Origin of the sequence: Stenotrophomonas maltophilia, from assembly GCF_023518235.1 — a bacterium.
GTDB lineage: Bacteria > Pseudomonadota > Gammaproteobacteria > Xanthomonadales > Xanthomonadaceae > Stenotrophomonas.
Genome location: NZ_CP090423.1, coordinates 502932 through 528008, shown reverse-complemented (window position 1 = coordinate 528008; position 25077 = coordinate 502932). Strand labels below are relative to the sequence as shown.

Below are 25077 nucleotides of genomic sequence, written 5' to 3'. Positions count from 1 at the left end.
CGCGCCATGCACTGGGCCTGCCTGTTGTTGCCGCAGCTGGCGCTGGACAGCGTGCTGCGCCTGCAGCCGGACCCGCAGCGGCCGCTGGTGCTGCTGCAGGGGCCGGCCCAGCGCCGCGTGCTGCGCGCGGTCAGTCCGGCCGCGCGCGCGATGGGCCTGCGCCCGGGCATGCTGCTCTCGGCCGCGCAGGTGCTGGTGCAGGACCTGCATCTGCACGATTACGACCCCAACGCCGAACAGCACACCCGGCAGCTGCTGGCCAGCTGGGCCTACGCTTACAGTTCGCAGGTCAGCCTCGATTTCCCGCATGCGCTGGTACTGGAGATCGGTGCCAGCCGCGCCCTGTTCGGCGACTGGCCCTCCATCGAACAGCGCCTGCGCAACGAACTGCATGAACTCGGCTTCCGCCATCGCCTGGTGGCCGCGCCCAACCCGCATGCCGCGCGCGTGCTGGCCAATGTGCATGACGGCCTTGGCATCAATGCACAACAGTTGCCGGCAGTGCTGGCGCAGCTGCCGCTGCCACGCTGCGGCCTGCCCGGCGATGCGGTGACCGTGCTCGGCCGCTCCGGCTTGCGCACGCTGGGGGCGGTGCTCCACCTGCCACGCGACAGCCTGGCACGGCGCTTCGCCCCCGAGGTACTGCAGCAGCTGGACGCATTGCGGGGCCTGCCCACCGCGCCGCTGCGCTACTACCAGCCACCGGACCGTTTCGATGCACGCATCGAATTCGAATACGAGATCGAATCCAGCCAGGCCCTGCTGTTCCCGCTGCGCCGCCTTCTGCTGGACCTGGCTGCCTTCCTGTGCTCGCGCGATGGCGGCGTGCAACGCTTCGACCTGCATTTCGAGCACGACCTGCTGCCGGCCAGTGTGCTGACCATCGGCCTGCTGGCACCCGAGCGCGATGCTGCGCTGCTGTTCGAGATCGCGCGCAACCGCATGGAAGCCTTCGCCTTGCCGGCGGGCAGCCGCGCGCTGCGCCTGCAGGCCGAGCAGTTGCCGCCCTTCGTACCGGCCTCACGCGATCTGTTTGACACCCGGCCAGCGCAGGCGATGCCCTGGAACCAGCTGCGCGAACGCCTGCGCGCACGGCTGGGCGATGATGCAGTGCAGCCGCTGGCGGTACAGGCCGACCATCGACCCGAGCGTGCCAGTGGGACCCAGCCACCGGTCAAGCCGCCCGCGTGTTGGCCGCTGCGCCCCGGTTGGCTGCTGGAGACGCCACAGCCCCTGCGCGACCCACGCCTGCGCATCGTCGCCGGGCCGGAGCGGATCGAGTCGGGCTGGTGGGACCAGGCCGATGCACGGCGCGACTACTACGTGGTGGAAACCGCGCACGGCCAGCGCGGCTGGGCGTTCCGTATGCGTAACGATCCACATGCACCGTGGATGCTGCACGGCTGGTTCGGCTGAGCCGCGATGCACAGCGGACTGCCCGGCTACGCCGAACTGCACTGCCTGTCGGCCTTCAGTTTCCAGCGTGGCGCCTCGATCGCCGAAGAGCTGTTCGCACGCGCGGCCGGCCAGGGCTACCGCGCCCTGGCGATCACCGACGAGTGTTCGCTGGCCGGCATCGTGCGCGCCTGGCAGGCGGCGAAGACGCATGGCGTGGCATTGATCGTCGGTGCCGAGTTCCAGCTCGAGGACGGGCCGAAGCTGGCCCTGCTGTGCACCGACCAGGCCGCCTATGCCGGGCTGTGCCAGTTGATCACCACCTGCCGGCGGCGGGCCGGCAAAGGTGAATACCGCTGCCTGCGTGACGACCTGCATGGCCTGCCCGACGGCCTGCTGTGCCTGTGGCTGGACCGGCACCCGGCCGTCACCGACCTGGAGCTGCTGCGCAATGCCTTCAACAATCGCCTGTGGCTGGCGGTGGAGCTGCACCACGAGCACGACGATGCGCGCCGCCTGCAGCAACTGCAGGCGTTCGGTGAACGCCATCGCCTGCCGCTGGTGGCCAGTGGCGATGTGCACATGCATGTACGCCGCCGCCGCGCCCTGCAGGACACGCTGACCGCGATCCGCCACCGTTGCAGCGTGGCCGAAGCCGGCTGGCGCCTGTTCCCCAACGGCGAGCGCCACCTGCGTCCACGCACAGCGCTGGCCCAGTTGTACCCGCCCGAACTGCTGGCCGAGACCCTGCGCATCGCCGAGCGGTGCCACTTCACGCTGGAGCAGCTGCAGTACACCTATCCGCGTGAGCTGGTGCCCGAAGGGCATGATCCGGACAGCTGGCTGCGGGTGCTGGTCGAGCGCGGCATCCCGTGGCGCTGGAAAGACGGCATCAAACCGGCACAACGTACGCAGATCGAGCACGAACTGGCGCTGATCAAGCAGAAGAACTACGCCTCCTACTTCCTCACCGTGCAGGACATCGTGCGTTTCGCGCGCAGCCAGGACATCCTCTGCCAGGGCCGTGGTTCGGCGGCCAACTCGGCGGTGTGCTTCGTGCTGGGCGTGACCGAGATCGACCCGGCGCGCAGCAACCTGTTGTTCGAGCGTTTCATTTCCGCCGAGCGCGACGAGCCGCCGGATATCGACATCGATTTCGAGCACGAGCGCCGCGAAGAAGTGCTGCAGTACGTGTTCAAGCGCTATGGCCGTGAACGCGCCGCATTGACTGCGGTGGCGATCAGCTACCGTGGCCGCAGCGCGATCCGCGATGTGGCCCGTGCGCTCGGCCTGCCGATGGACCAGGTCAACGAACTGGGCGCGGCGATGGACCACTGGGGTGGCCATGTACCGCTGCCGGAGACCCTGCGCGAGCGCGGCTTCGATCCGGATACGCCGTTGATGCAGCGCCTGCTGGCACTGACGGCCGAGCTGATCGACTTCCCACGCCACCTGTCACAGCACCCGGGCGGCTTCGTGATTTCCGAGCATCCGCTGTCGACCCTGGTGCCAGTCGAGAACGCGGCGATGGCCGACCGCACCGTCATCCAGTGGGACAAGGATGACCTGGATGCCACCGGCCTGATGAAGGTCGACTGCCTGGCACTGGGCATGCTCACCGCCATCCGCAAATGCCTGGCGATGCTGCAGCAGCACGGCCTGCACAGCGGTCGCATGGATGCGATCCCGGACGATGACACCCCGACCTACGACATGATCAGTGCCGCCGATACCATCGGTGTGTTCCAGATCGAGTCGCGTGCGCAGATGGCGATGCTGCCACGCATGCAGCCGCGTACCTTCTACGACCTGGTGATCGAAGTGGCGATCGTGCGCCCCGGCCCGATCCAGGGCGACATGGTGCATCCCTATCTGGAGCGGCGCCGGCTGCTGCGCGAGCAGGGCCCGCAGGCGCTGAACAACCTGGAGGAGCCCTTGTATCCGCCGCAGCTGGAACGCGTGTTCGCGCGTACCCTGGGCGTGCCGCTGTTCCAGGAACAGGTGATGCAGCTGGCGGTGGATGCGGCCGGCTACACCCCCGGCGAGGCCGATGCACTACGCCGCTCGATGGCGGCCTGGAAGCGCCGCGGCGGGTTGGAGCCGCATCGCGAGAAGTTGCTGGCCGGCATGTTGAGCAACGGCTTCAGCCGCGAATACGGCGAGCACCTGTTTGAACAGATCAAGGGCTTCGGCGATTACGGCTTCCCGGAAAGCCACGCCGCCAGTTTTGCCCTGCTCACCTATGCCAGCTGCTGGCTGAAGTGCCATCACCCGGCCGCGTTCACCGCCAGCCTGATCAACAGCCAGCCGTTGGGGTTCTACAGCCCCGATCAACTGCTGCAGGACGCGCGCCGGCATGGCATCGGCGTGCTGCCGGTGGACGTGCGCCACAGCGACTGGGATTGCACCCTGGACTTCAGCAAGGGCGCGGCGGCGATCCGGCTCGGGCTGCGCCTGATTGACGGCTGCAGCGAACCGGCCGTGCAGGCCATCGTGCGCGAGCGCGCGCGACGTCCATTCGACGATGTCGGCGACCTGTGCCAGCGCACCGCACTGGACCGCCGCCAGCAGGGCCTGCTGGCCGATGCTGGTGCGCTGCGCGGGCTCAGTGGCCATCGCCATCGTGCGCGCTGGGACATCTCCGGCGTGGAGAACCGGCTGCCGCTGTTCGACCAGGCCCGTGCCACGGCCGAAGCCCGTGTGCCGCTGCCACTGCCCAGCGCCTGGGAGGACATGCAGGCCGATTACCGCAGCACCGGCACCACGCTGGGTCGCCATCCGATCTCGTTCCTGCGTGCGCAGCTGCGCAGCCGTGGCTGCCTGGATGCCGCGCAGCTGGCCGGGCACGGCCACGGCCGCCGCGTGCGCATTGCCGGCCTGGTGCGCATGCGCCAGCGCCCGCAGACCGCCAGCGGCGTCACCTTCCTCACCCTTGAGGACGAGACCGGCATGGTCAACGCCGTGGTCTGGCGGCACTTGGCCGATCGCCAGCACCGGGTGCTGGTCGATACCCAGCTGATGCAGATCGACGGCCGCCTGGAGCGTGTTGATGGCGTGCAGCATGTCATCGTGCAGCGCATGCACTGCCTGGATGAACTGCTGCAGGGCCTGCGCAGCCACAGCCGCGATTTCCACTGAATCGAACAGCAGTCGACTCACAGTCGACTCTACCCGGCCGGCTCTACCCATCGCCTTTTGCATCCGCTATCGTCGGCACATCCAAGGAAGGACGACCCGATGCCCCGTGCGCTGCTGCTGACCACCCTGGGGGTCTCGACCCTTGCCCTGCTCGTTTCCGGCTGGACTGCCTGGAACCTGCACCGCAGCCAATCACCACAGCGCATCATCGAGGCACGCGGCCTGGTCATCCACGATGGCAACGGCCAACCGCGCGTGATCCTCGGTGCACCGGTTCCCGATCCGCTCAGCCAGGGGCGCCCACAAGGGCCGCGCGCCACGGCGCTCTCCGGGCTGATCCTGCTCGGCCCGGATGGCTCCGAGCGCGGTGGCTACGGCACCAGCGACCGCGGCGGCGAAGCCGTGTTGACCCTGGACGATGCCAGCGGCACCACCGAAGTCTTCAAGGTCGTCGCCAATCCGGACCGGGGCGCCAGCCTGATGGTCAAGCACCAGAACAACACCGGCGCCATGCTCACCTCCTGGCAGGGCAAGCCGGAGCTGATGTTCGTCGATGACAGCGGCCAGTCCTACTACGTCCGCCCCGGTGCCAACGCCGCGCCCTGATCACCGCACGCCGTAGCGTCGAGCTTGCCCGACGTTGCTTCACCTTTGTAGAGCCGAGCCATGCCCGGCTGCTGTTGGTGGAAGCCGTCGAGCATGGCTCGACGCTACATGACGGGCCGTCGAGCAAGCTCGACGCTACGAACCGCACACCGCCGCCAGATCATCGGCCAGCTGCCGCAGCTGCGTCGCGCCCAGTGCTGCGCAGGTAATGCGCAGGCCATGCCCCGGCGCAGCCACTGCGAACACCTCGCCCGCGCGCACATGCCAGCCACGCGAGGCCAGCGCCAGTACCTGCCGATGGCTGTCGGCCGGCAACGGCAGCCACAGGTTCAAGCCTTCCATCGGCTGCGGCGTCGCCACGCCGCGTGCCCGCAGCAGCTCCTGCAGCAACTGCAGGCGTTGCTGATAGCGCTCGCCCGCAGAAACGATCCTGGCCCGCTGTGCGGGAGAGGCCAGTACCGAGATGGCCGCGTCCTGCAGCAGATGACTGACCCAACCGGTGCCGGACGCCAACCGCAACCGCAACCGCATCGCGGTCTCGTCATCACAGGCCAGCCAGGCCAGCCGCAGGTCCGGGCCCAGTGGTTTGGACAGCGAGCGCAGCAATGCCCAACGGCGGCCATCCAGTGGCAGCACCGAGTGATAGGCCTGCTGCGAGAGCAGTGCGTAATGATCGTCGATCAACACCGCCACCTGCGGGTAGGCCGCCAGCACCTGGCGCAGCGCCCGTGCCCGTTTCGCATCCAGGCTGGCCCCGGTCGGGTTGTGCGCACGCGGGGTCAGCAGCACCGCACGCGCGCCGGCCTCCAGTGACTGGCGCAGCGACTCCACCTGCATGCCGTTCGCATCCACCGCCACCGGCAACGGCGCATGCCCGGCAGCGTTGAACACGTTGAGACTGCCGAGGAAGCAGGGATCCTCCACCGCGATCCGGTCGCCCGGCAGCAGCCACGCCGCCAGCAGGCGCTCGATGCCATCGACCGCACCATGGGTCAGTTCCAGCGCATAGCCGCCGGGGCAGTCCGCATCCAGCGAGGCCCGCGCCAGCGACTGCAGCCGTGGGTCGACTGTACCCACGCCATACAGCCGCGGCGCAGCCGGAGCCAGCCGCAGAGGCGGCAGCAGGCGTGGATCCGGATTGCCACCGGCCAGGTCATGCAGGGCCAATCCCGGTGGGGTGCCCTCGCGCGCCATCGTCGGCGGCAGGCCGCGCACCACCGTGCCGCGGCGGCCACCGGTGCTGGCCAGACCGGCCGCATCCAGCCGCTTGTAGGCGGCGGCCACGGTGTTGCGGTTCACCCCCAGCTGTTCGGCCAGCTCGCGCACCGGTGGCAGCACGCTGCCAGCAGGCAACCGGCCCTTGCCGATGCCATCTCGGATGCTGTCGAAGATCGACTCGGCGCTATGCCCAGTGATTTTCATTTTGTCCTATGCCAAAATAATTCTTGTCCTGTGCCAGTGTATCCCACCCTGGCCGCCCTGCATTGGAGGTGCCCACATGCCCCTTGCCGCCGCAGACTGGCCCGTCGCCCAGTCTGTCGAACAGATCGCCGCCAACCTGGTCACGGTGCGCCAACGCATCGCCGATGCCTGCGCCCGCGTCGGCCGCGACCCGGCCGGCGTACGCCTGCTGCCGGTCAGCAAGACCGTCGATGACGCCCGTATCCGCATGGCGGTGGCCGCCGGCTGCCACGAACTGGGCGAGAACAAGGTGCAGGAGGCACAGCGCAAGGCCGAGGCCATGGCCGACCTCGGCGTGCACTGGTCGGTGATCGGCCACCTGCAGACCAACAAGGCGCGCTACGTGGCACGCTTCGCCAGCGAATTCCAGGCCCTGGACAGCCTGCGTGTGGCCGAGGCGCTGCAACAGCGCCTGCAGCTGGAGGATCGCACGCTGGATGTGTTCGTACAGGTCAATACCTCGGCCGAACCGAGCAAGTACGGCCTGGAGCCCGCTGCTGTCGAGGCATTCGTGCAGCAGCTGCCGAGCTTCGACCGCCTGCGAGTACGTGGCCTGATGACCCTGGCCATCTTCAGCCCCGACGTCGAGCGCGTGCGCGCCTGCTTCGTGCGCCTGCGCGAACTGCGCGACCAAGTGCAGCGCACCACGCCTGCCGGCCTCGACCTGTCGCAGCTGTCGATGGGCATGTCCGGTGACTTCGAAGTGGCCATCGAGGAAGGCGCGACCGTGGTCCGTGTCGGCCAGGCCATCTTCGGCGCCCGCGCTACCCCGGACAGCTTCTACTGGCCGAACAACGGAGCCGAGGCATGAAGCACGCGGTCGTCCTGCAACACGTTGCCTTCGAGGACCTTGGCACCCTGCAACCGCTGCTGTTGGCACAGGGCTGGCAGCTGCAGGTGCTGCAGGCTGGTGTAGATGCACTCGATCCGGCCGAAGCGGCTGACCTGCTGGTGGTGCTGGGGGGTCCGATCAGCGTCAACGATGTTGATCTTTACCCGTTCCTCGACGACAGCATCGCGTTGCTGCAACGACGGCTGCTACAGCAGCGGCCGACCCTGGGCATCTGCCTGGGTGCGCAGCTGATGGCACGCGCGCTGGGCGCACAGGTTGCACCCAGCGGCGGCAAGGAAATCGGCTTTTCGCCGCTGCTGCTCACCGATGAGGGTCAGCGTTCACCACTGCTGGCGCTACAGGGCATTCCGGTACTGCATTGGCATGGCGAGGTATTCGAGCTTCCGGCAGGTGCGCGCCGGTTGGCCAGCACGCCGACCTGCCGCCACCAGGCCTTTGCCATCGGTCACCATGCCCTGGCCCTGCAGTGCCATCCTGAACTGGACGCGCGCCAGTTCGAGCGCTGGTTGATCGGGCACACCCTGGAGCTGGCCCAGGCCGGCATCGACCCCAACGACCTGCGCGCACAGGCACGCCGCTATGGCGCACCGCTGGCGGCAGCGGCCACCGCGATGTTCAGCCAATGGTTGCAGGAACTATCGGAGACAGCCCGATGAACTATCGATTGCAGATCCACCGCAATGGCGCCTACTGGGGCCACTTCGACTGCAGCGGCCCCGATGCCCAGCAGCACATGGACAGCATCGCCGCACAGCTGCCCGCCGATCAGGGCTACCAGCTGCAACGGCAGAAAGGCATCGGCGAAGAGCGCATCCTGTCCAGCAACGCCGACGGCCTGCGCGTGCTGGCGGTGCAGATCCAGTACCGCAATCTCTAACCCGACGGCGGTCGTGCCGGCCGCTGGCCGGCAACGCTGCGCTCCCCCTATCGCATCTAAGGCAACGCTGATCAAGTCTCAAAAACCTGAGAAAATAGTCTCATGTATTGGATAGCGGGAATCGAGCGATGAAGCAGCAGACCTTGGCGATGGCGGCGGATCAGGAAGTTGGGTTCGAGCAGTACCGTCGGCCCACGCGCCGGGATGTGTTTCTTTCGACGATGGAGCAGATCGTGCCGTGGTCGGCGCTGTGCGCGGTGATCGAGCCGCACTACCCCAAGCCTGGCAACGGTCGTCCGCCGGTGGGGCTGGAGCGGATGCTGCGGATGTATTTCGTGCAGCACTGGTTCAACCTGGCCGACCAGGCATGCGAGGAAGCACTGCTCGATAGTCCGGCGCTGCGGCGGTTCGTGGGGATCGACCTGGGCCGCGAGCGGGTGCCCGACGCCACCACGCTGCTGAAGTTCCGCCGCTTGCTGGAGCACCACGAGTTGGGCGCAGCGTTGTTCGCCCAAGTGGGAGACGTGCTTGAGGACCGCGGCCTGAAGGTGGGCACCGGCACGATCGTGGATGCCACGATAATCGCAGCACCGAGTTCGACCAAGAACGCCGACAAGGCCCGCGATCCTGACATGCACCAGACGCGCAAAGGCCAGCAGTGGTATTACGGGATGAAGCTGCACATTGGCGTGGACAGCCGCACGGGGCTGGCGCACAGCGCGGCGGTGACCGCAGCCAACGTACACGACAAGCACTTGCTGGAGGACCTGCTGCACGGGGAGGAGCGGCGGGTCTATGGCGACAGTGCCTATGCCAGCCAGAAGGCCCTGATTGGCGAGCATGCGCCGCATGCCAAGGACTTCACCAACCAGCGGGTGCGCAAGGGCGGCGAAGTGGATGAAGCCGAGCGCAACCGCAACAAGTCCAGGATCCGGGCACGGGTGGAACACGTGTTCGCGGTGGTGAAGCGGCTGTGGGGCTTCAGCAAGGTGCGCTACCGAGGGCTGGAGAAGAATGCCAATCGCAGCTTCGTGGTGTTGGGGCTGGCCAACCTGTACTTGGCGCGTGCCCGTGTGGCGGGATAGATGCCCTTGGTGGGCAGCGATGGGGGTGAAAATCCCCGACCGCTGCAAGGTTCAAGCTACAAAAGTCCATGTAGGGACAAAAATCGCTTCATCGAATTCATCTTGATCAGTGCAATCGCTGTGCAGCTACTTGATCAGCGTTGCCCTAAGCCGACGGCGTGCGTCTGGAACGCCTGGCGTCTTCCCTGCAGGGCGATCACCGCCTGCTGTGCCTGTGCCTGGCCACCCGGCATCCCGATGGTTTCCTGCGACAACGCGCGGTCGAGGCAACGGGGCAGGCGTCAGCACCGTGGGTGCTGGCGTTCCATCTGGCGCTGCTCAACGAGTATGTCGAAGAGATCGCTCTGGCAATCAACCATCATGCCCGCCAGATCGGCCTGACCGCTTACGCGTGCATTGACCGACGCCGCAGCGCACCGGCGCCACCATAGATGCAAATGATTCTCTTTTGCTGTAAAGTGCAGCCGCTGCCCTTGCCGCCGCGGGCTGTTTCCCCTCCCAGTTGTTGCCCGCCCCGTGTCCACGCCTGTCGAACAGACGGATGTCGCGCAGCTGTGCGCGGCCCATTACCGGCCGCTGCATGCCCATGTCCGCCACAAACTCCCGCAACGCTGCGACGCCGATGACGTCGTCCAGGAAACCTGGCTGCGCTTCCTGAAGGTCGCTGCCAGCGGTCTGCTGGGCAATGGCCGCGCCTACCTGTATCGCGTTGCCCACAATCTGATTGCCGACCATTACCGCCAACGGCAGCGTCGCCGAGAAGCACCGCTGGAGGATGCGCACACGCTGGCCCTGGTCGATCCGGCACCGCAGCCCGAACAGCACCTTCTCGACACCGAACAGTTGCGCCACCTCGATGCGATCATCGCCGCGCTGCCACCACGCTCGCGCCAGGTGTTCCTGCTGGCCCGGGTGGAACAGCTGGGGCTGGCTGAAATCGGCCGCCAGCTCGGCATCAGCCGGCAGACCGCACACGGTCATCTGCTGCGTGCGCTGGTCACCCTGCAGCGGGTGCCCGGTGCATGAACCAGGAGACGATCGCACGCGAAGCGGCGCGCTGGTGGCTTGATGGCCATGACGGGGGCCGCGACGAATCCGCGTTCGAGCAGTGGCTGCAGGCCGATCCACGCCACGCCGCGCAGTATCTGCACCTGCAGCAGCTGTGGCAGGCCGGCGCAGCCCTGCCCAGCCTGCAACGCCAGCAACAGCGCCATCAGCGCCGCCGTCTGCGCGAGGCCGGCATCGCGGTCCTGCTGCTGTGCACACTCGGGCTGTACAGCCGCCATGCCTCGCCACCGCCTGCACAGGTCCTGCGTACCGCCGCCGGTGAGATCCGTGACGAACGGCTGCCAGATGGCACGCGGGTCTGGTTGTCGCCGGGCAGCGAAGTGCATGTCCGCATCGATGCGCAGCGCCGGCAGCTGCAGCTGCAACACGGCCAGGCCGGCTTCGAGGTAGCTGCCGATGCGGCCCGCCCGTTCCAGGTGCACACGCCGCAGGGCACGGTGACCGCACTGGGGACCGCGTTCGACCTGGCCGTGCTGGACAACAGCAGCCGGGTCACGGTCACCGAGCATCGCGTCCGCGTGGACAGTGGCAACGGCCACACCGTGGTTGCCGAGGGAGAACAACTGCGCTTCGACAGCGTCGGTCAGGGCATGACCGTGCCCGCCGATCCGGGTGCATTGGCCTGGCGCGGGCGGCGCCTGCACTGGGTCTCCACACCGCTGGACGAGGTCGTCCAGGACCTTGATCGCTGGCATGGAGGCCACACCTGGATCGTCGGCGCGCGCCTGCGTCAGCAGCCGGTCACGCTGCTTGGCAGCACCGCAGGCGCCGCCCACAGCCGCGACCAGCTGGCGGCGCAGCTGCATGTGCGCGTGCTGCGCCTTGGCGGCAATCTGCAGGTCTGGCTGCCCCCGCGCACGGGGCGACGCGATGCACCCTGACATCGGCCCTGCTCACGCGTCTACCCGGGATGACGACGCTCTGCGTCAACCCCTGGAGCCCCCGATGCTGTGCCACCGCCCCCTTGTCCTCGCCCTGTCGCTGGCCTGCGCCAGCGCGTTCCCGTCGCTGCCCGCCCACGCGCAGGCACAGACAGAATCGCGTCATTACGATGTCCCCGCCCAGCCGCTGGCCAGCGCGCTGGACGCTTACAGCCGGTTGAGCGGCGTCGACCTGGTGATTGGCGCGGCGCTGCCTGCCGGCCACACCGCACCCGCACTGCAAGGCGACTTCGACGATGCCCAGGCATTGTCGCGCCTGCTGCACGGCAGTGACCTGCGCCCGCGTTTCATCGATGCACGCCGCGCCACGCTGGAGCCGGCACCGGCCGAATCCGATGACGGCAGCCGTCGCACCGGCCCGCTGCGTGTGCAGGGCAACGACGCGCTCGGCTATGCTCCCGGCGCCGGTGCCAGCCAGTACGTCCCTGCCACCGACGATGGTTTCGCGCCGACTGTCGGCAGCGAACGCGTGGCCATGGCCGAACGCCAGGATGGCAACAGCCTGCTGCGCTCGATGCCCGGCACGCACAGCTTCCATTCGCGCAGCCAGCCTGGGCTGCAGGTCAACATCCGGGGCATGACCGGCGCGGGTCGGGTCAACACCATGATCGATGGGGTCACCCAGACCTTCCGCAACAACGCCGGGCATGGCTCCGGTGGTCCGTTCGCCTATGTCGATCCGTTCCTGCTCGCCGGTGTGGACGTGCAGCGTGGTGCGGTTGCCGGCGGTGATGGCGCCGGTACGCTGGCCGGCAGTGCAAACTTCCGCACGCTGGACATCGACGATCTGCTCGGCGAGGGCCGTGACTGGGGCCTGCGCGCCGGCTACCGCCAGGGCAACAATGGCTACGGCAATGGCCGCACCTTCGCCGGTGCCTGGCGCCACAGCGAAGAAGGTGGCGATCGCCAGTTCGGCCTGCTGGCTGCCGCAAGCAGCAGCCGCAGCAGCGAATACGCCACCGCCCATGGACAGAAGAACAACGCCGATCCGGGCAGCCAGCAGCCCAGCAGCTGGTTGCTGAAAGCGCGCCTGCAACCCAGCGACCAGCATCGGCTCGACCTGAGCCACATGCGCTACGAAAACGACTTCTACCACAACTATCCGTGGCAGATTTCCGCTCGCAACCAGCGCGCCAGTTACCACTACACACCCTACACGCCTTGGATCGACCTGCGTGCGACCTTCGCCAGCAACAAGACCCGGCTCTTCTATCCGCCAGTGGAGGATTCAAACTACATCGGCCGCCGCACCCACAGCAGCCTCAGCAGCTGGACGCTCGACAACACCAGCCGCTTCGATATCGGCGACCTGCAGGCGCGCTGGAACACCGGCATCAAGCACCAGTCGGACATCTACGTGGCCGACACCCCTATCCTGCGCGGCGCCAACCCACAGGGCCGCAGCCAGCTGGACAGCGTGTTCAGCACCCTGGAACTGCAGTACGACATCTACGCGCTGACCGCTGGCCTGCGCCAGGATCGCTATCGCATCGGCGGCCATATTCCGGTGTGTTCCGATGTGCCGGGCCAATGCACGCAGATCAATGGCGGCGGCATCGACGTGCGCCGCAGCGAGCGCGCACTCAGCCCCAGCCTGGCGCTCTCACTGCGGGCCACCGACTGGCTGCAGTTGTTCGCTGAAGTCTCGCGCACCTCACGGCCGCCGCGTGTGCAGGAGATGTTCTTCGAGAAGATCCCGCTGGAGGACGCCAGCGTCGCCGACGGTATCGGTGCCAATCCGTTCCTGCGCCGCGAGCGCTCACGCAACCTGCAGTTCGGTGCCAACCTCAGCACCGGTTCGCTGCTGGTCGATGGTGACCTGGCGCAACTGCGCATCACCCGCTTCGACAACCGCATCCGCGACTACATCAAGCCGCAGTACCTGTTGATCGTGCATCCGCCTGAAGTGGAGCCGTTGGTGGTGCCGATCGACAGCGATCCGCAGCTCAATGCCTGGACCGATGTGCTGGATGCGGACGACTTCACTGCCACGACCCGCTGGATGAACCATTCCGGTGTGGTGCGCATGCACGGCGTCGAGCTGGAAGCGCACTACGCCAGCGAGCACTACCACGCCACCCTCAGCTGGACCCGCTCGCGCACCAGCGCGCCAGCCATCGAATTCGTCAACCTGGAAGACATCACTGCCCTGCCCGACCGCTACTGGACCCTGGACGTGGGCGGTCGCTGGTGGCAGCAGCGCGTGCAGGCCGGCCTGCGCGCCGAGTACTCCGGCCCGACCGAAGAAGGCTACGACTTCTTCCAGACCCGCAAAACCGGCGGCACCGGTGTGCTGCTGGACTTCTACGCCAGCTTCAAGCCGCAGGCCAATACCACGCTGTGGCTGAACATCGAAAACCTGCAGAACAAGTCCTATGACAACAATGCCTCGATCGACAGCATCTTCAGCCCAATCCTGGATCGCGGCAACGGCCGTGGCCGCACCGTCTCGATGGGCGTCAACGTGGCGTTCTAGCCGTCGCTGGCTGCCCGTGTGCCTGTTCGTCTTCGCGGGCGTGGCCGGCGCGGAGCCGATGCCGGGCACGGTGATCGAACTGGCCAGCGGCGAGCCCCTGGACGAGGCCGCGTTCGTGCAGCGTGCGGCCGGCGCGCAACGGCTGCTGCTGGGTGAACGCCATGACCTTGGCGGCGACCATGCGGCCCAGCGCTGGCTGCTAAATGCCCTGCCACGGAAACGCCCTCAGCGTGCCCTGGTGATGGAGATGATCGCCAGCGAGCGCCAGCCGCGCCTGCAACGGGTGCAACGCTGGCTGGCCAAGGGCAACCATGCCGGAGGCGAACGCCTTCAGGAACTGCTGGACTGGGATGCACGCTGGCCGTGGGCTGCCTATGGCGGGCTGGTACAGGCCGCCACTGATACGGGCATTGCGCTGTTCGGCGGCAACCTGTCGCGCACCGAGGTCAACGCGCTGCTGGCCTCTCCCGGAGCCGTGCAGTTCCCGGGGGCCACCGCAAGACAACGCCTGTCCGCCGTGGTGCTGGCCCAGCACGCAGATGCAGCGCCCATGCTGGACGGCATGCTGGCCGTACAGCAGGCCCGCGACAGGCGCATGGCGCAGGTGCTGGCCGATGCCCCCGCACCGGCATTGCTGGTCGCCGGCCGCTGGCACGTGCTGCGGGGCACCGGCGTGCCGGGCTACCTGCCGCCTGGCACGCCGGCGCTGGTGATCGTGCTTGCCTCGCCCGGCGAAGTCGTTGACGCGTCCGACGCCGACCTGCTGTGGGTGCTCGGCGATGAGTGAGCGCAGCCACCACTGGCAGGCGATCGCGGTCAGCATCGGCCTGCACCTGCTGCCCTTGTTGCTGCTGGTGCACTGGGTAACGGCGCCTCCGGCGCTGCCGCCACCGGAACAGGATGTGCGCATCAGCCTGCGCCTGCTGGCACCGGCCACGCCGCCGCAGCCGGTGGAAGAGCGCCAGGCCGACACCCCCAGCCAGGCGCAGCAGGCGCGCGCGTCGCAGCCGACGAAATCGCCTCCGCCGCCCAAGCCTACCGCCGCGCGCGAGGGTGAGCTGGCAGCCAGCCAGACTGGCGGCCATGGCCGGCAACCGCTGCTGGTCGCCCCGCCTGCGGCCGCAACCGATGCCAGTCCCGCACCGGCATCGATCACGGCCGCACCGCCTGCTCCTGACGCGCCACCGGCGGACTTCCAGGCCGGCGCCGCCAGCGACCAGTGGGAAGCCCGCCTGATGGCGCGGCTGGAGCGTTACCGCTATTACCCCGCCGCCGCACGCTCGCGTCGCCAGCAGGGGACGGCCTGGGTCAGGGCCAGCATCGACCGCGAGGGCCGCCTGCAGGCACTGCGGCTGGAGCAATCCAGTGGCCAGCCGATGCTCGATGATGCGGCGTTGCAGACCTTCCGCCGCGCGCAGCCATTGCCACCGATTCCCGTTGAATTGAAGGCACCGCAGGAACTGGTGGTGCCGGTGGAGTACTACCTGCGCTAGGCGTGGTGGAGCTGCCGGGCAGTCTGCGACCTCAACCCGGGTTGAGGTCAAATACATCCGGCGCAACAGAGCAGTACGCCATGCGCAACGATCGCCCCGTCCGTAGCGCCGAGCTTGCTCGGCTGCTCCATGGGATCGGCAGCCGAGCGTGGGCTCGGCTCTACAGGCAGGCAGAAGGCAACCACGCGGGTGCCGTCGAGCAAGCTCGACGCTACGTCCACGCCGGGTCGGCAGTGAAATCGATGGTCAGCCAGAACGTGCTGCCACGGGCATCCAGGCGTACCGCGATCTCATCGCGCATCGCATCAACCTCGCCCACCGAACCCAGTGGCGTCGCCGGGTCGGCCAACACGTGGATCTCGATGAACCGCATGCGCCCCATCTTCGCCACATGGCTGGTGAAGCCGGCATAGCCGCGTTCGGCCACGAATGCCTGCATCACCTGCTGCACGCGCCGGTCCAGATCGTCGGGCGCCACCTGCAGCACCTCGCGCATCGCCTTCCAGGCACTGCGCGCCGGCACCGGCAGCACCGCCAGGCTGATCAGCGCCAGCACGATCGAATCCAGGTATGGCACCCAGTGGTGCCAGTCGCCACCGTGCAGGGCCAGCGCCAGCACGAACGCCAGCACCACCGCCAGGCTCATCAGGCCACCCAGCAGCCAGCCACGCACGTCCAGCCACAACAGCGCCGAGCGCAGGCGCCGGGCACGCTGCGCGACGAACGCAGCCATCGCCAGGTTGCTGGCACTCAGCAGTGCCGCCCACCACAGTGCGGGCCCGAATTTCACCTCGTGCCCGCCAGTGGTCAAACCAATTACCGCGTTGGCCAGCGCATACACGCAGGCCAGCGACAGGATCACGCCGCCCAGCGCCTCCACCATCGGCTCCAGATGCCAGTAGCCGTACTGGAAGCGCGGGCTCTGCTCCCGCGCCACCAGCCGCAGCACCGACAACGACACCAGGGTCAGCGCCACGTCGACCAGGCTGTACACGCCATCGAACAGGATGGCCTGCGATCCCACCAGCAGGCCACCGCTGAAGCCGACCGCGCTGACCGCGATGGTGACCCCGATGGAGAACTTCAGGATGCGTTGCTCGCGCGCGGTCTCCATCGTACGCCGAAGGGTCGACCGTCGCCGGTCAGGCCTTCAGCACCTCCACCCGGTACGAGGTCACATCGCCGTCCTGCTCGATGATCAGCCCGTGCACGTCCGATTCGAAGCCCGGGAAGCGCGCGTTCTGCTCGCGGGCGATGCGCAGCGACTGGATGATCGGTTCGTCGCTGTCGCCGAACCGCTCACCCGGCATGATGGTCGGGATGCCCGGCGGGTACGGCACCAGCATGGTCGCCGCCACGCGGCCGCTGAGCTGCTCGATGTCGACCCGTTCGATCTCGCCCTTGACCAGATGGTTGTACGCATCGGCCGGGGTCATCACCGGCGTCGGCAGGTCCACGTACATCTCACGCATCACCTTGGCCACCGAGAACTCCTGGTTGAACGCGTGCAGCGCGTCGCACAGGTCACGCAGGCCCCACCCTGCATAGGCGTTCGGATAGTCGGCCGCCAGCGACGGCAGTGCCTGGCTCAGCGGTGCGTTGCGGTCGTACAGTTCCTTGAACGCCATCAGCTCGGTGACCAGTGTGCTCCACTTGCCCTTGGTGATGCCCATCGAGAACAGGAACAGCACCGAGTACAGGTTGGTCTTCTCCACGGTGATGCCACGGCCCCACAGGAACTTGCTCAGCACCGCCGCCGGGATTCCCAGCGAGCCCATGCTGCCATCCATCGACAGGCCCGGGGTCAGCAGGGTCACCTTGATCGGATCGATCAGCACATAGTCGTCGACCAGGTTCTCGAAGCCGTGCCAGTGTGCATCCGGCTGCAGATACCATTCCTCGCGCTTGGCCACCAGCGGTGCCGGCGTATCACCCTTGTCCAGGCTGCGCTCGACCTTTGTGGGCTGCCACACGCTGAACCACCAGTCATCGCGCCCCAGGTCATCGCGCACGTGCAGCATCGCGCGACGGAAGGCGATCGCCTCGTCATGCATTTCCTGCACCAGCGAACGGCCAGCGTCGCCTTCCATCATCTTCGAGGCCACGTCGCAGGCGGCAATCACCCCGTAATGCGGGCTGGTGGAGGTGTGCATCATGAACGATTCGTTGAAACGCTCGGCATCCAGGTTGCGCTGCGCCGAGTTGCGCACGTGGATCATCGAGGCCTGCGAGAACGCGGCCAGCAGCTTGTGCGTGGAATGGGTGGTGAAGATGATCGCATCCTGCTCACGCGGCTTGCCCTTGGCCATGCCGTAGTGGTTCTCGTAGAACGGATGGAACGCGGCGTAGGCGTACCATGCTTCGTCGAAATGCAGGAAATCGACCGCGCTGCCGATCTCGTCGGCGATCTTCTCGGCGTTGTAGCACAGCCCGTCGTAGGTCGAGTTGGTGACCACTGCAATGCGCGGCTTGGAGCCGGCCTGATAGGCCTTGCTGGCCAGCGGGTTGGCAGCGATGCGCTGCTGCAGCGACTCCGGCGTGAACTGGTCCAGGCTGATCGGGCCGATGATGCCGTGCGCATTGCGGCTAGGGGTGAAGTACACCGGCACCGCACCGGTCATGATCAGCGCATGCAGCAGCGACTTGTGGCAGTTGCGGTCGACGAACACCACGTCGCCACGCGCCACCGTGCCATGCCAGACGATCTTGTTGGCGGTGGAGGTGCCGTTGGTGACGAAGAAGGTATGGTCAGCGCCGAAGTTGCGCGCCGCCTCTTCCTCGGCGTCCTTGATCGGGCCGGTGTGATCCAGCAGCGACCCCAGCTCCGGCACCGAGATCGACAGATCGCTGCGCAGCGTGTTCTCACCATAGAACTGGTGGAACGCGCGGCCCACTGGCGATTTGGTGAACGCCACGCCGCCGGCGTGGCCCGGCGTGTGCCAGGAATAGTTCGACTCGGCCGCATGATGGATCAGCGCCTTGAAGAACGGCGGCAGCAGGTTCTTCATGTAGTCTTCGGCCGCGCGCATGACCTGCCGCGAGATGAAGCTCTTGGTGTCTTCGAACAGGAAGATGAAGCCGTGGATGTACTTGAGCAGCTTGCTCGGCACCTTCTCGATGGTACGGCGTTCACCGTACAGGAACACCGGCAGGTTGGCGCGGCGTGCGCTCTGCTCGCGCAGGAAGGCGGTCAGGCGCTGGAACTCGCCGTCCACCTCTTCGCTGCCATCGATCGAGATCAGCACCGCCGAGGCCGCTACGTAGGTACGGGCACCGGCGCGGGCATCATCCAGATTCAGGCCGCACAGTACGCGCTGATCGTTGCTGCGCAGCTCCTCCACCAGCGCACGGATCAGGATGCCACCGATGCGCGGTGACTCGTAGTCGTTGTCGATGACAATGACCGGATAGTCCAGGGACTTGAAATACACGTTGATTCTCCTTGTCTAACTCAGGAACGCTGGGCACTGGCGGTGATGGCCGAGGCCTCGCGGGCGCGCTGCCGCTGCTGGCGGCGCTCCTCGCTGAAGAAGGGATAGAACACGGTGATGAACAGCACGAACAGGAAGGCGTACTGCACGATGGTTCCCGACGAGCCGTAGATCGCCCACAGGCAGTACACGACGGTCAGGCTGGTCAGCGTCCAGAACGCGCCGGTATGGATGATGGTGTGCGAGCGTTCGACCACGAAGTAGCAGGCCACGCACGAGTAGATGTACGGCAGCAGGGTCAGCACCACCGCTGCCGAGGTGATCACGTCGAACTGCGCCGACGCGGTTTCCGAGGTGGAGGTGACCAGCACGGCAAGGGTCATCAGCACCGCCACGATCAGCACGCCCTTGACCGGCACGTCGTCCTTGTTGGTCTTGCTGAAGATGCTCGGGAACAGGCCGTCGTCGGAGGCGGCCTTGGCGCTCTGTGCGGTCAGCAGGATCCAGCCACCCAGCGAGCCGGCCGCACCGATGAAGGCACACAGGCTGACCAGCGCCCCGCCCCAGCCACCCACCGCCTTGGCTGCGGCCAGCGCGAAAGGCGCATCAGAGGTCTGCAGTTCGCCGTTGGGTACCATGCCCATGATCACCGACGAGCTGGCGATGTAGGCCACCGCCGCCAGGAACACACCGGCCAGCGTCGCGCGGGCCACGTTCTTTTCCGGGTTCTCGACCACACCGGCGGTCACCGAGGCTGATTCAACGCCGATGAACGCCCACAGGGTCAGCGCCGCCGCGCTGGAAATCGCCCCGAAGTTGGACTCACCGGACACGTTGTAGGCGCCCTTGAAGATGTCGGCGTCGAAGAAGAACCAGCCGAAGATGGCGATGCCCAGGATCGGCACCAGCGCGAAACTGGTGGTGACCGTCTGCACGCGGCTGACGAAGGCTGGGCCGATCATGTTGGCAAAGCTCAGCGCCCACACCAGCACCAGCACCGCGATGCAGCGCACCAGCGGCTCGGACAGGATCGGGAAGAAGTAACTGAAGTAGCCCACCGCTGCGATCGGAATGGCAACGTTGCCGATCCAATTGGCGAACCAGTAGATGGTATTGGTCTGGAAGCCCATGTACGGCCCGAACCAGTCACGCGCATAGGCATAGGGGCCGCCTGCCTTGGGTGCCAGCTTGCCGAGCTTGGCAAACACGAAGGCCAGCAGCAGTGCTCCGGCGGTGGTGATCAGCCAGCCCCAGATCGAGGCGGTACCGATCTTGGCCAGGCTGGACGGCAACAGGAACACACCGGAACCCATCATGTTGCCGGCGACGAGGAAGGTGGCTCCGACCACCCCGATTTTCTTTGCTTCTGCCATGACAATCTCCTGTACTGGCATGAGCCCGGTACGGCCGGGCGTGGGGACGGGTTGCGCTGGCGTGCAGCCGCTGGCGCCTACTTGATGAAGTTGTATTGCAGGCTGCCCTGCACCCGGACGGTGTCGCCGCGCGCGCCGCCCTGCTGTTCCAGCCGCCCGTACAGCAGTTCCATGCCCATGGTCCACGAGGGGGCCGGGCTCCAGATCAGGTTGAACACCCCGTAGCGGCTCTGCCGGAAGGCGTCGGCGGCCAGCGCCGCGTTACGTTCCAGGGTCAGCTGGCCGACGATCAGGTTCGAGCGCCACAGTGGCGACCAGTAGTGGGTGTAGCCGACAAAGCCCCCGTGCAGGTCCAGGGCATCCAGACGGCCCTCGGCATCCACCACGGCATCCAGGCCCGACCCGGTGAGGTCGGCGGTGTATCGGCTGAGGCCGCGGCCACCCAGCGCACCGCACAGCAGCAGATCACGTTCGCCCACCGAGGCCGAGCCGCTCAGCTGCAGGCCTCCGGCCATGCGCCGGTCACGCTCGCCCTCACCGTCGTAGGCCAGGCTGCGCGCCACCGCGCCCAGCTGCAGGTGGCCCCAGTCGCGCTCCATGCGCGCGGTTACCGTGACATCGGGCAGGCGGTTCACCGCGGTGCGTTCATCACTGGCACCGGCCAGTTCGGTCTCCGGGTCTTCGGCGGCGATAGTCAGGGTGTTGCCCTTGCCCATCGTGAAACTGTGATGGATGCCGGCCACCAACAGGTAGCCAGCGCCACCGGGGCCGGCGAAGTCGAGGGTATCGGGCAGGCTGTCGGCATCCATGAAGCTGGAATAGCCATAGCCGGCATAGGTGTTGCCGAGCTGCCCATAGGCATGGCGCAGGCGGAACTGGTAGCCGTCACTGCTGCCGAAGAAGTCGTTCTCCAGGTAGAAGCGCAGGTTGCCATGTGTGGTCGGGCGCCGCGCCTCGAAGCTGAAGCGGGTCTGCTTGGCGTGGATGTTGAAGTTGGAGACATCGCGGTGGCTGCCACCCACCGGCATCGAAGAAGGAATGAACTGGTCTTCGTCACCAGCCGCGCGCGAATCGACAATCGCATCCAGCTTGGCGTAGCCGCCGATACGGATCACGGTATCGGTGCCCGGAATCGCGAAGAACCCCTTCAGGTCCGGATCGGTCGGACCAGCGGCGCTGTCCGGTCGCGATGCCGCGGTGGACGGATCGGCCACCGAGTCGCGTTGCGGCAGCACCGGCTGCGCCACGCCCGGCACCTGGGTGCGATGGATGGCATCGGAGGGGGCGGCAGTGGCCACGGGCGTCGCCGCCGGTGGCGCAGCCTGCGCTGGTGCAGCATCGCGCTGTTCAAGCCGGTCCAGTCGTTGCTGCATGCCTTCCAGCGCCTGCCGCATGGCAGCGATCTCACGGCGCAACGCCTGTGCATCTTCCGGTTCCCCCTGCTGTGCATACGCTGGCGTGATCGCCAGTGCCGTCAGGCAGGCCAGACTCAGTACCGCCAAGCGCATTGCTTCCTCCCCGGGCGAACAATTGAATCGCGCTGCCCGGCCGCACACAGGTGCCGCCCCGGCCACACGTTGCCGTTGCTGGAAATGCGGGTACTGCGTTGACGACACCGGCGAGCCTGCCCCTCGCAGGCAACAGGACGATGACACTGCCCCATCTCCACCCATGCCATCACCATCAAGGCCGCGCTGCCAGAGAGGTGGCGACCGCAGCGGTCTGGGTAACAAGCAGAGGGTGAGAGTGTCGTGAATGGCTGTACCGTTGCGCCCGGATGAGGGCGGCCGCGGCGCGGCATGCAGGGCGCGTTGACGCTGTATTCCATGCGTCAAAGGCTAGTGCAGTTGTCGTTTTTGGCCTTGATTGGAATCAAGGCGTAATGCTTGATCTCAGTCACGATTCAGACGTGACCCGCAACAGATTGTGCGCAGGCGGTTGCGTCCGTCAGCCGCACCAAACGCAACGGGCCCGCATGTCGCCATGCGGGCCCGCACTTCAGAGGAAAGCGATGGCGCTGCTCAGCGCGGTCCCAGCACCGTCTGCAGATCGCTCCCCTGTGGCAGGCCGGAGCGACGCTGCACCTGACCCTGGGCATCCTGGAACAGGATGCCAGGCGTTCCCTGGAAGCCCATCTCGATCATCAACACCTGGTTGGCATCGAGCTTGCCGGCGATCTCACGACTGATGCTCGGCAGCGCCTTGATGCCACCCCGGTCGAACTGGCGTTCGTTTTCCAGCAACGCCGCGCTCGGGTCGCGTGCGGCGAGGATGGCAGCCGCCTTGGCAGGGCTGTCTTCGCGGATCACCCCCACCATGATGTGGCGCAACTGCACCTTGCCGGCATCGACCCACGGTCGCGCTGCTTCCCAGAACTTGTGGCAGTACGGGCAGTTGGCATCACTGAAGGTATAGACCACACGCGGGGCGTCGGCCTTGCCGTCACGCACCCAGGCACTGGCTTCCAGCTTGGTCCAGATCTTGGCCGACATCGGCGCAGCGACCAGTTTCTCCACCGCCTCGGCCGCCACGTCATTGCCCTCGGCATCGAACAGGCTGCCGACCAGCACATTCTTGCCGTCGGCGGTGACATAGGCCGCAGCGGGCTGCTGCCCGCCCACCACGCCGGCGAAGCCGCGCAGCCCGCCCGGTGCATCGAACTCGGCAACGACTTCGAAACCGTGTTTCTCGATGCCCTTCAGCACCGCAGGGCGGTCGCCCTTGGCGGTGGTGGCCGGCGCACCCGCCGCCGGTGCCGCCGCCGTCTTGCCTGGCGGGGTCTGGGCCTGGCTGCAGGCGGCCAACGCCAGCAGAACCGGCAGCAACAGCACCGCCGGTGCGGTACGCAGGGAAGTGGACAACATGGGAACTCCGTAGTGAGATGCTCGCGCAGGCTACCGCAGCCGGCGCAGTTTGTGTTCAAGACCGGCCGCGGTCAGTTCGCCCAGGTGCAGCTCGCGCAGGCGCCCATCCTTGTCGAAGAACAGCGTGGAAGGATAAGCCTGCACCCCCAGCGCGGTGGATGCCGAAGCGGAGTCGTCCAGCAGCAGGTTGCCCAGCGCCAGCCGCTCTGCGGCGATGAATTCCCGGACCTCGTCCGCGGTTTCACCCTGGTTGAGAAACACGAACTGCACGCCTGTGTGAGCCTGCTGCGCTGCGGCCAGCACCGGCATCTCGCGCCTGCAGGGCCCGCACCAGCTGGCCCACAGATTGAGCACCACCGGTGCGCCCCGGAACTGCTGCAGATCGATCGACCGCCCCTGCAGGTCCACCACCTGCACCGCAGGGAGTGGCATCCGCTGTTGCTGCCAGACCGCCAACAGATGGCTGCCACCTGCCCAGAACGCCACCCCCAGCAACGCACCGGCCAGCACCGGAACACGCAGAACACGCCATGGACGCAGCCGCCAGAGGCCCCACAGAAGGCCCGCGGCCAATACCACGACAAGATGATAGCCACCGTCGGCGATCTGCAGGATGCTCCACGGCGCCTGGCGATAGAGCCCGAAATTCAGTACGACGAAACTGATCCGCCCGCACAGCAGGCCGATCAGCAGCATGTCCAGCACCATGCTTGCCGCCGAAGGCGGCGTCGCTTCGCCCTTGCGGCGCGGCCATAGATGCGCCACCACCATGGCCAGCAATGCACCCAGCAGTATCACCACCACCGGCATCGGTACCGGTCCAATACTCGACATCTGCCACCTGTTCACTCGTGTGCTGACTGCATCGTCGAAGCGCCGTGCCCAGGTTGCAAGTGCAGCGTCCGCTCCACGCCTTCCGCATCAGGCCGCACTGCGTCGCATCTGCGCGCCGGCCGCAGGTTGCAGTCCGCGCAGGCTGCCGGCCACCGAGGGCATCAGCGGACGCTCGCGCCGCTTGTGGTTGACCAGGCGGCGATAGTTGGCCGGTGTCATGCCTACGATGCGAAGGAACAGTCGTCGGAATGCACTCTGATCGGCATAGCCCACACCCCACGCCACTTCATCGATGCCCGCCCCCTGCTGCAGCAGCGTCTGCGCCTTGGCGATGCGGAGGCGTTGGCAGTACTCGATGGGGCGCAGACCGGTGGCCCTGAGGAAGCGCCGCTGCAACGTACGTGGCTCCAGCCCTGACACTTCGCAGATCGCACTCAACGTGGCCCCGCGCGCGGCGGTGGTATGCAGCCAACGCTGCGCCTTCAGCACATCGCGATCGCCATGGGCGAAATTGGCACTGAAGCGCTCCAGGTCCTGCTGGATCCCCGCCGGAACGGTAACCCCCAGCTGCTGGGCCACGGCATTGGCCACCCCCTGGCCGTGCAGACGATAGAGCAGGCGCAGGCCAAGGAACCGCCAGGCCTGACTGCCCGCGACGGTCAGCAGATCGCCATCGTCGACCAGTGCACGCTCGCTCGGCACCCAGCTGGCCGCCTGCCCCTGCAGACCGGCGTGACGGCCGCAATCCAGCGCACAGATGGTGCGGCCGGCCAGCAGCCCGGCGCGCGCCAGCACGCTGACGCCATCGCCTGCGGCGGCCAGCAGGCTGCCGCCGTCGTAATGCGCGCGCAGCCAGTCCAGCAGGATCTCGTCGGCGCGCAGGCAGACCCCCTGGCTGATCTGGCCCGGTACAGCGACCACGCCAGGAATGTCCGCATCGAGGATCTCCGCGCCGGCGATGCGATGCACCCCGGTCTGGCTGGCCGGCACGATCCAGCGCGTCACCACGACGCGCTTGAACGGTCGCCGCTGCTGGTGGGCAAGCCGGTTGGCCACATGGGCCATCTCAGTCAGCACCGAGGCCGCAGAGGGGTCTCCTCCGGGATACTCCACCACCCCCACCTCGACGAATCCTTCGTTCCTGAATCCTTCCACAGCCCCCTCCTCGCTTCGTTGCAGGCC

Annotated in this window: 21 protein-coding genes; 13 read left to right on the top strand and 8 right to left on the bottom strand. The window is 67.1% G+C overall.

Annotation, left to right across the window (positions count from 1 at the left end; translation table 11 throughout):
• Window positions 1-6 precede the first annotated feature (6 nt).
• From LZ605_RS02745 to LZ605_RS02735, 3 genes are all read left to right on the top strand, one after another.
• Window positions 7-1416: a Y-family DNA polymerase gene (locus LZ605_RS02745; RefSeq protein ID WP_249843686.1), complete on the top strand. Its 1410-nt coding sequence runs from the start codon at window positions 7-9 to the stop codon at window positions 1414-1416.
• 6 nt (window positions 1417-1422) lie between these two features.
• Window positions 1423-4533 (top strand): error-prone DNA polymerase, encoded by a 3111-nt coding sequence (locus LZ605_RS02740; RefSeq protein WP_249843685.1) that lies wholly within the window; start codon window positions 1423-1425, stop codon window positions 4531-4533.
• A 99-nt stretch (window positions 4534-4632) separates the two neighbouring features.
• On the top strand, window positions 4633-5139 hold the full coding sequence (locus LZ605_RS02735) for a hypothetical protein (RefSeq protein WP_107233190.1): 507 nt from the start codon (window positions 4633-4635) through the stop codon (window positions 5137-5139).
• Between the two features lie 135 nt (window positions 5140-5274).
• Here LZ605_RS02735 and ptsJ read toward each other — a convergent pair whose 3' ends face one another.
• A complete protein-coding gene (gene ptsJ / locus LZ605_RS02730; RefSeq protein ID WP_249843684.1) occupies window positions 5275-6561 on the bottom strand; it encodes a transcriptional regulator PtsJ in 1287 nt (428 codons plus the stop codon).
• Between the two features lie 76 nt (window positions 6562-6637).
• On the opposite strand from ptsJ, the gene LZ605_RS02725 reads away from it, so the two are divergent.
• The 10 genes from LZ605_RS02725 (at window position 6638) to LZ605_RS02680 (ending at window position 15393) form a co-directional block, all read left to right on the top strand.
• Entirely contained in the window at window positions 6638-7411 is a 774-nt protein-coding gene (locus tag LZ605_RS02725) for a YggS family pyridoxal phosphate-dependent enzyme (protein WP_249843683.1), read from the top strand.
• Complete coding sequence (locus tag LZ605_RS02720) at window positions 7408-8109, top strand: glutamine amidotransferase (RefSeq protein WP_249843682.1); 702 nt, start codon at window positions 7408-7410, stop codon at window positions 8107-8109. The genes LZ605_RS02725 and LZ605_RS02720 overlap by 4 nt, the downstream gene beginning before the upstream one ends.
• Window positions 8106-8330 (top strand): hypothetical protein, encoded by a 225-nt coding sequence (locus LZ605_RS02715; RefSeq protein WP_249843681.1) that lies wholly within the window; start codon window positions 8106-8108, stop codon window positions 8328-8330. The genes LZ605_RS02720 and LZ605_RS02715 overlap by 4 nt, the downstream gene beginning before the upstream one ends.
• Before the next feature lie 128 nt (window positions 8331-8458).
• A complete protein-coding gene (locus LZ605_RS02710; RefSeq protein WP_102947207.1) occupies window positions 8459-9415 on the top strand; it encodes an IS5 family transposase in 957 nt (318 codons plus the stop codon).
• Between the two features lie 158 nt (window positions 9416-9573).
• On the top strand, window positions 9574-9846 hold the full coding sequence (locus tag LZ605_RS02705) for a hypothetical protein (RefSeq protein ID WP_249843680.1): 273 nt from the start codon (window positions 9574-9576) through the stop codon (window positions 9844-9846).
• Between the two features lie 85 nt (window positions 9847-9931).
• On the top strand, window positions 9932-10441 hold the full coding sequence (locus tag LZ605_RS02700; RefSeq protein WP_249843679.1) for an RNA polymerase sigma factor: 510 nt from the start codon (window positions 9932-9934) through the stop codon (window positions 10439-10441).
• Window positions 10438-11364 (top strand): FecR family protein, encoded by a 927-nt coding sequence (locus tag LZ605_RS02695; protein WP_249843678.1) that lies wholly within the window; start codon window positions 10438-10440, stop codon window positions 11362-11364. Before LZ605_RS02700 ends, LZ605_RS02695 begins: the two co-directional genes overlap by 4 nt.
• Window positions 11365-11428: 64 nt before the next feature.
• The gene (locus LZ605_RS02690) at window positions 11429-13900 is read left to right on the top strand and encodes a TonB-dependent receptor (RefSeq protein WP_249843677.1); all 2472 of its coding nucleotides are present in this window, start codon (window positions 11429-11431) and stop codon (window positions 13898-13900) included.
• Window positions 13901-13916: 16 nt separating this feature from the next.
• Window positions 13917-14687 (top strand): ChaN family lipoprotein, encoded by a 771-nt coding sequence (locus tag LZ605_RS02685; protein WP_249843676.1) that lies wholly within the window; start codon window positions 13917-13919, stop codon window positions 14685-14687.
• A complete protein-coding gene (locus LZ605_RS02680; RefSeq protein WP_249843675.1) occupies window positions 14680-15393 on the top strand; it encodes an energy transducer TonB family protein in 714 nt (237 codons plus the stop codon). The genes LZ605_RS02685 and LZ605_RS02680 overlap by 8 nt, the downstream gene beginning before the upstream one ends.
• 211 nt (window positions 15394-15604) lie before the next feature.
• On the opposite strand, the gene LZ605_RS02675 is transcribed toward LZ605_RS02680, so the two are convergent.
• From LZ605_RS02675 to LZ605_RS02645, 7 genes are all read right to left on the bottom strand, one after another.
• Window positions 15605-16507 (bottom strand): cation diffusion facilitator family transporter, encoded by a 903-nt coding sequence (locus LZ605_RS02675; RefSeq protein WP_249843674.1) that lies wholly within the window; start codon window positions 16505-16507, stop codon window positions 15605-15607.
• Window positions 16508-16535: 28 nt separating this feature from the next.
• Window positions 16536-18824, bottom strand: coding sequence for an Orn/Lys/Arg decarboxylase N-terminal domain-containing protein (locus tag LZ605_RS02670; RefSeq protein ID WP_249843673.1), 2289 nt, complete (start codon window positions 18822-18824; stop codon window positions 16536-16538).
• A gap of 20 nt (window positions 18825-18844) precedes the next feature.
• Window positions 18845-20197 (bottom strand): arginine/agmatine antiporter, encoded by a 1353-nt coding sequence (gene adiC / locus LZ605_RS02665; protein ID WP_107233177.1) that lies wholly within the window; start codon window positions 20195-20197, stop codon window positions 18845-18847.
• Between the two features lie 77 nt (window positions 20198-20274).
• The gene (locus LZ605_RS02660; RefSeq protein WP_249843672.1) at window positions 20275-21705 is read right to left on the bottom strand and encodes a DcaP family trimeric outer membrane transporter; all 1431 of its coding nucleotides are present in this window, start codon (window positions 21703-21705) and stop codon (window positions 20275-20277) included.
• Between the two features lie 513 nt (window positions 21706-22218).
• Window positions 22219-23061 (bottom strand): thiol:disulfide interchange protein DsbG, encoded by an 843-nt coding sequence (gene dsbG / locus LZ605_RS02655; protein WP_249843671.1) that lies wholly within the window; start codon window positions 23059-23061, stop codon window positions 22219-22221.
• A gap of 30 nt (window positions 23062-23091) precedes the next feature.
• Entirely contained in the window at window positions 23092-23895 is an 804-nt protein-coding gene (locus tag LZ605_RS02650; RefSeq protein WP_249843670.1) for a TlpA disulfide reductase family protein, read from the bottom strand.
• A gap of 87 nt (window positions 23896-23982) precedes the next feature.
• Window positions 23983-25050 carry a GlxA family transcriptional regulator gene (locus LZ605_RS02645; protein WP_249843669.1) on the bottom strand — a complete coding sequence of 356 codons (1068 nt, stop codon included), beginning with the start codon at window positions 25048-25050 and terminating at the stop codon, window positions 23983-23985.
• Between the last annotated feature and the right edge of the window lie 27 nt (window positions 25051-25077).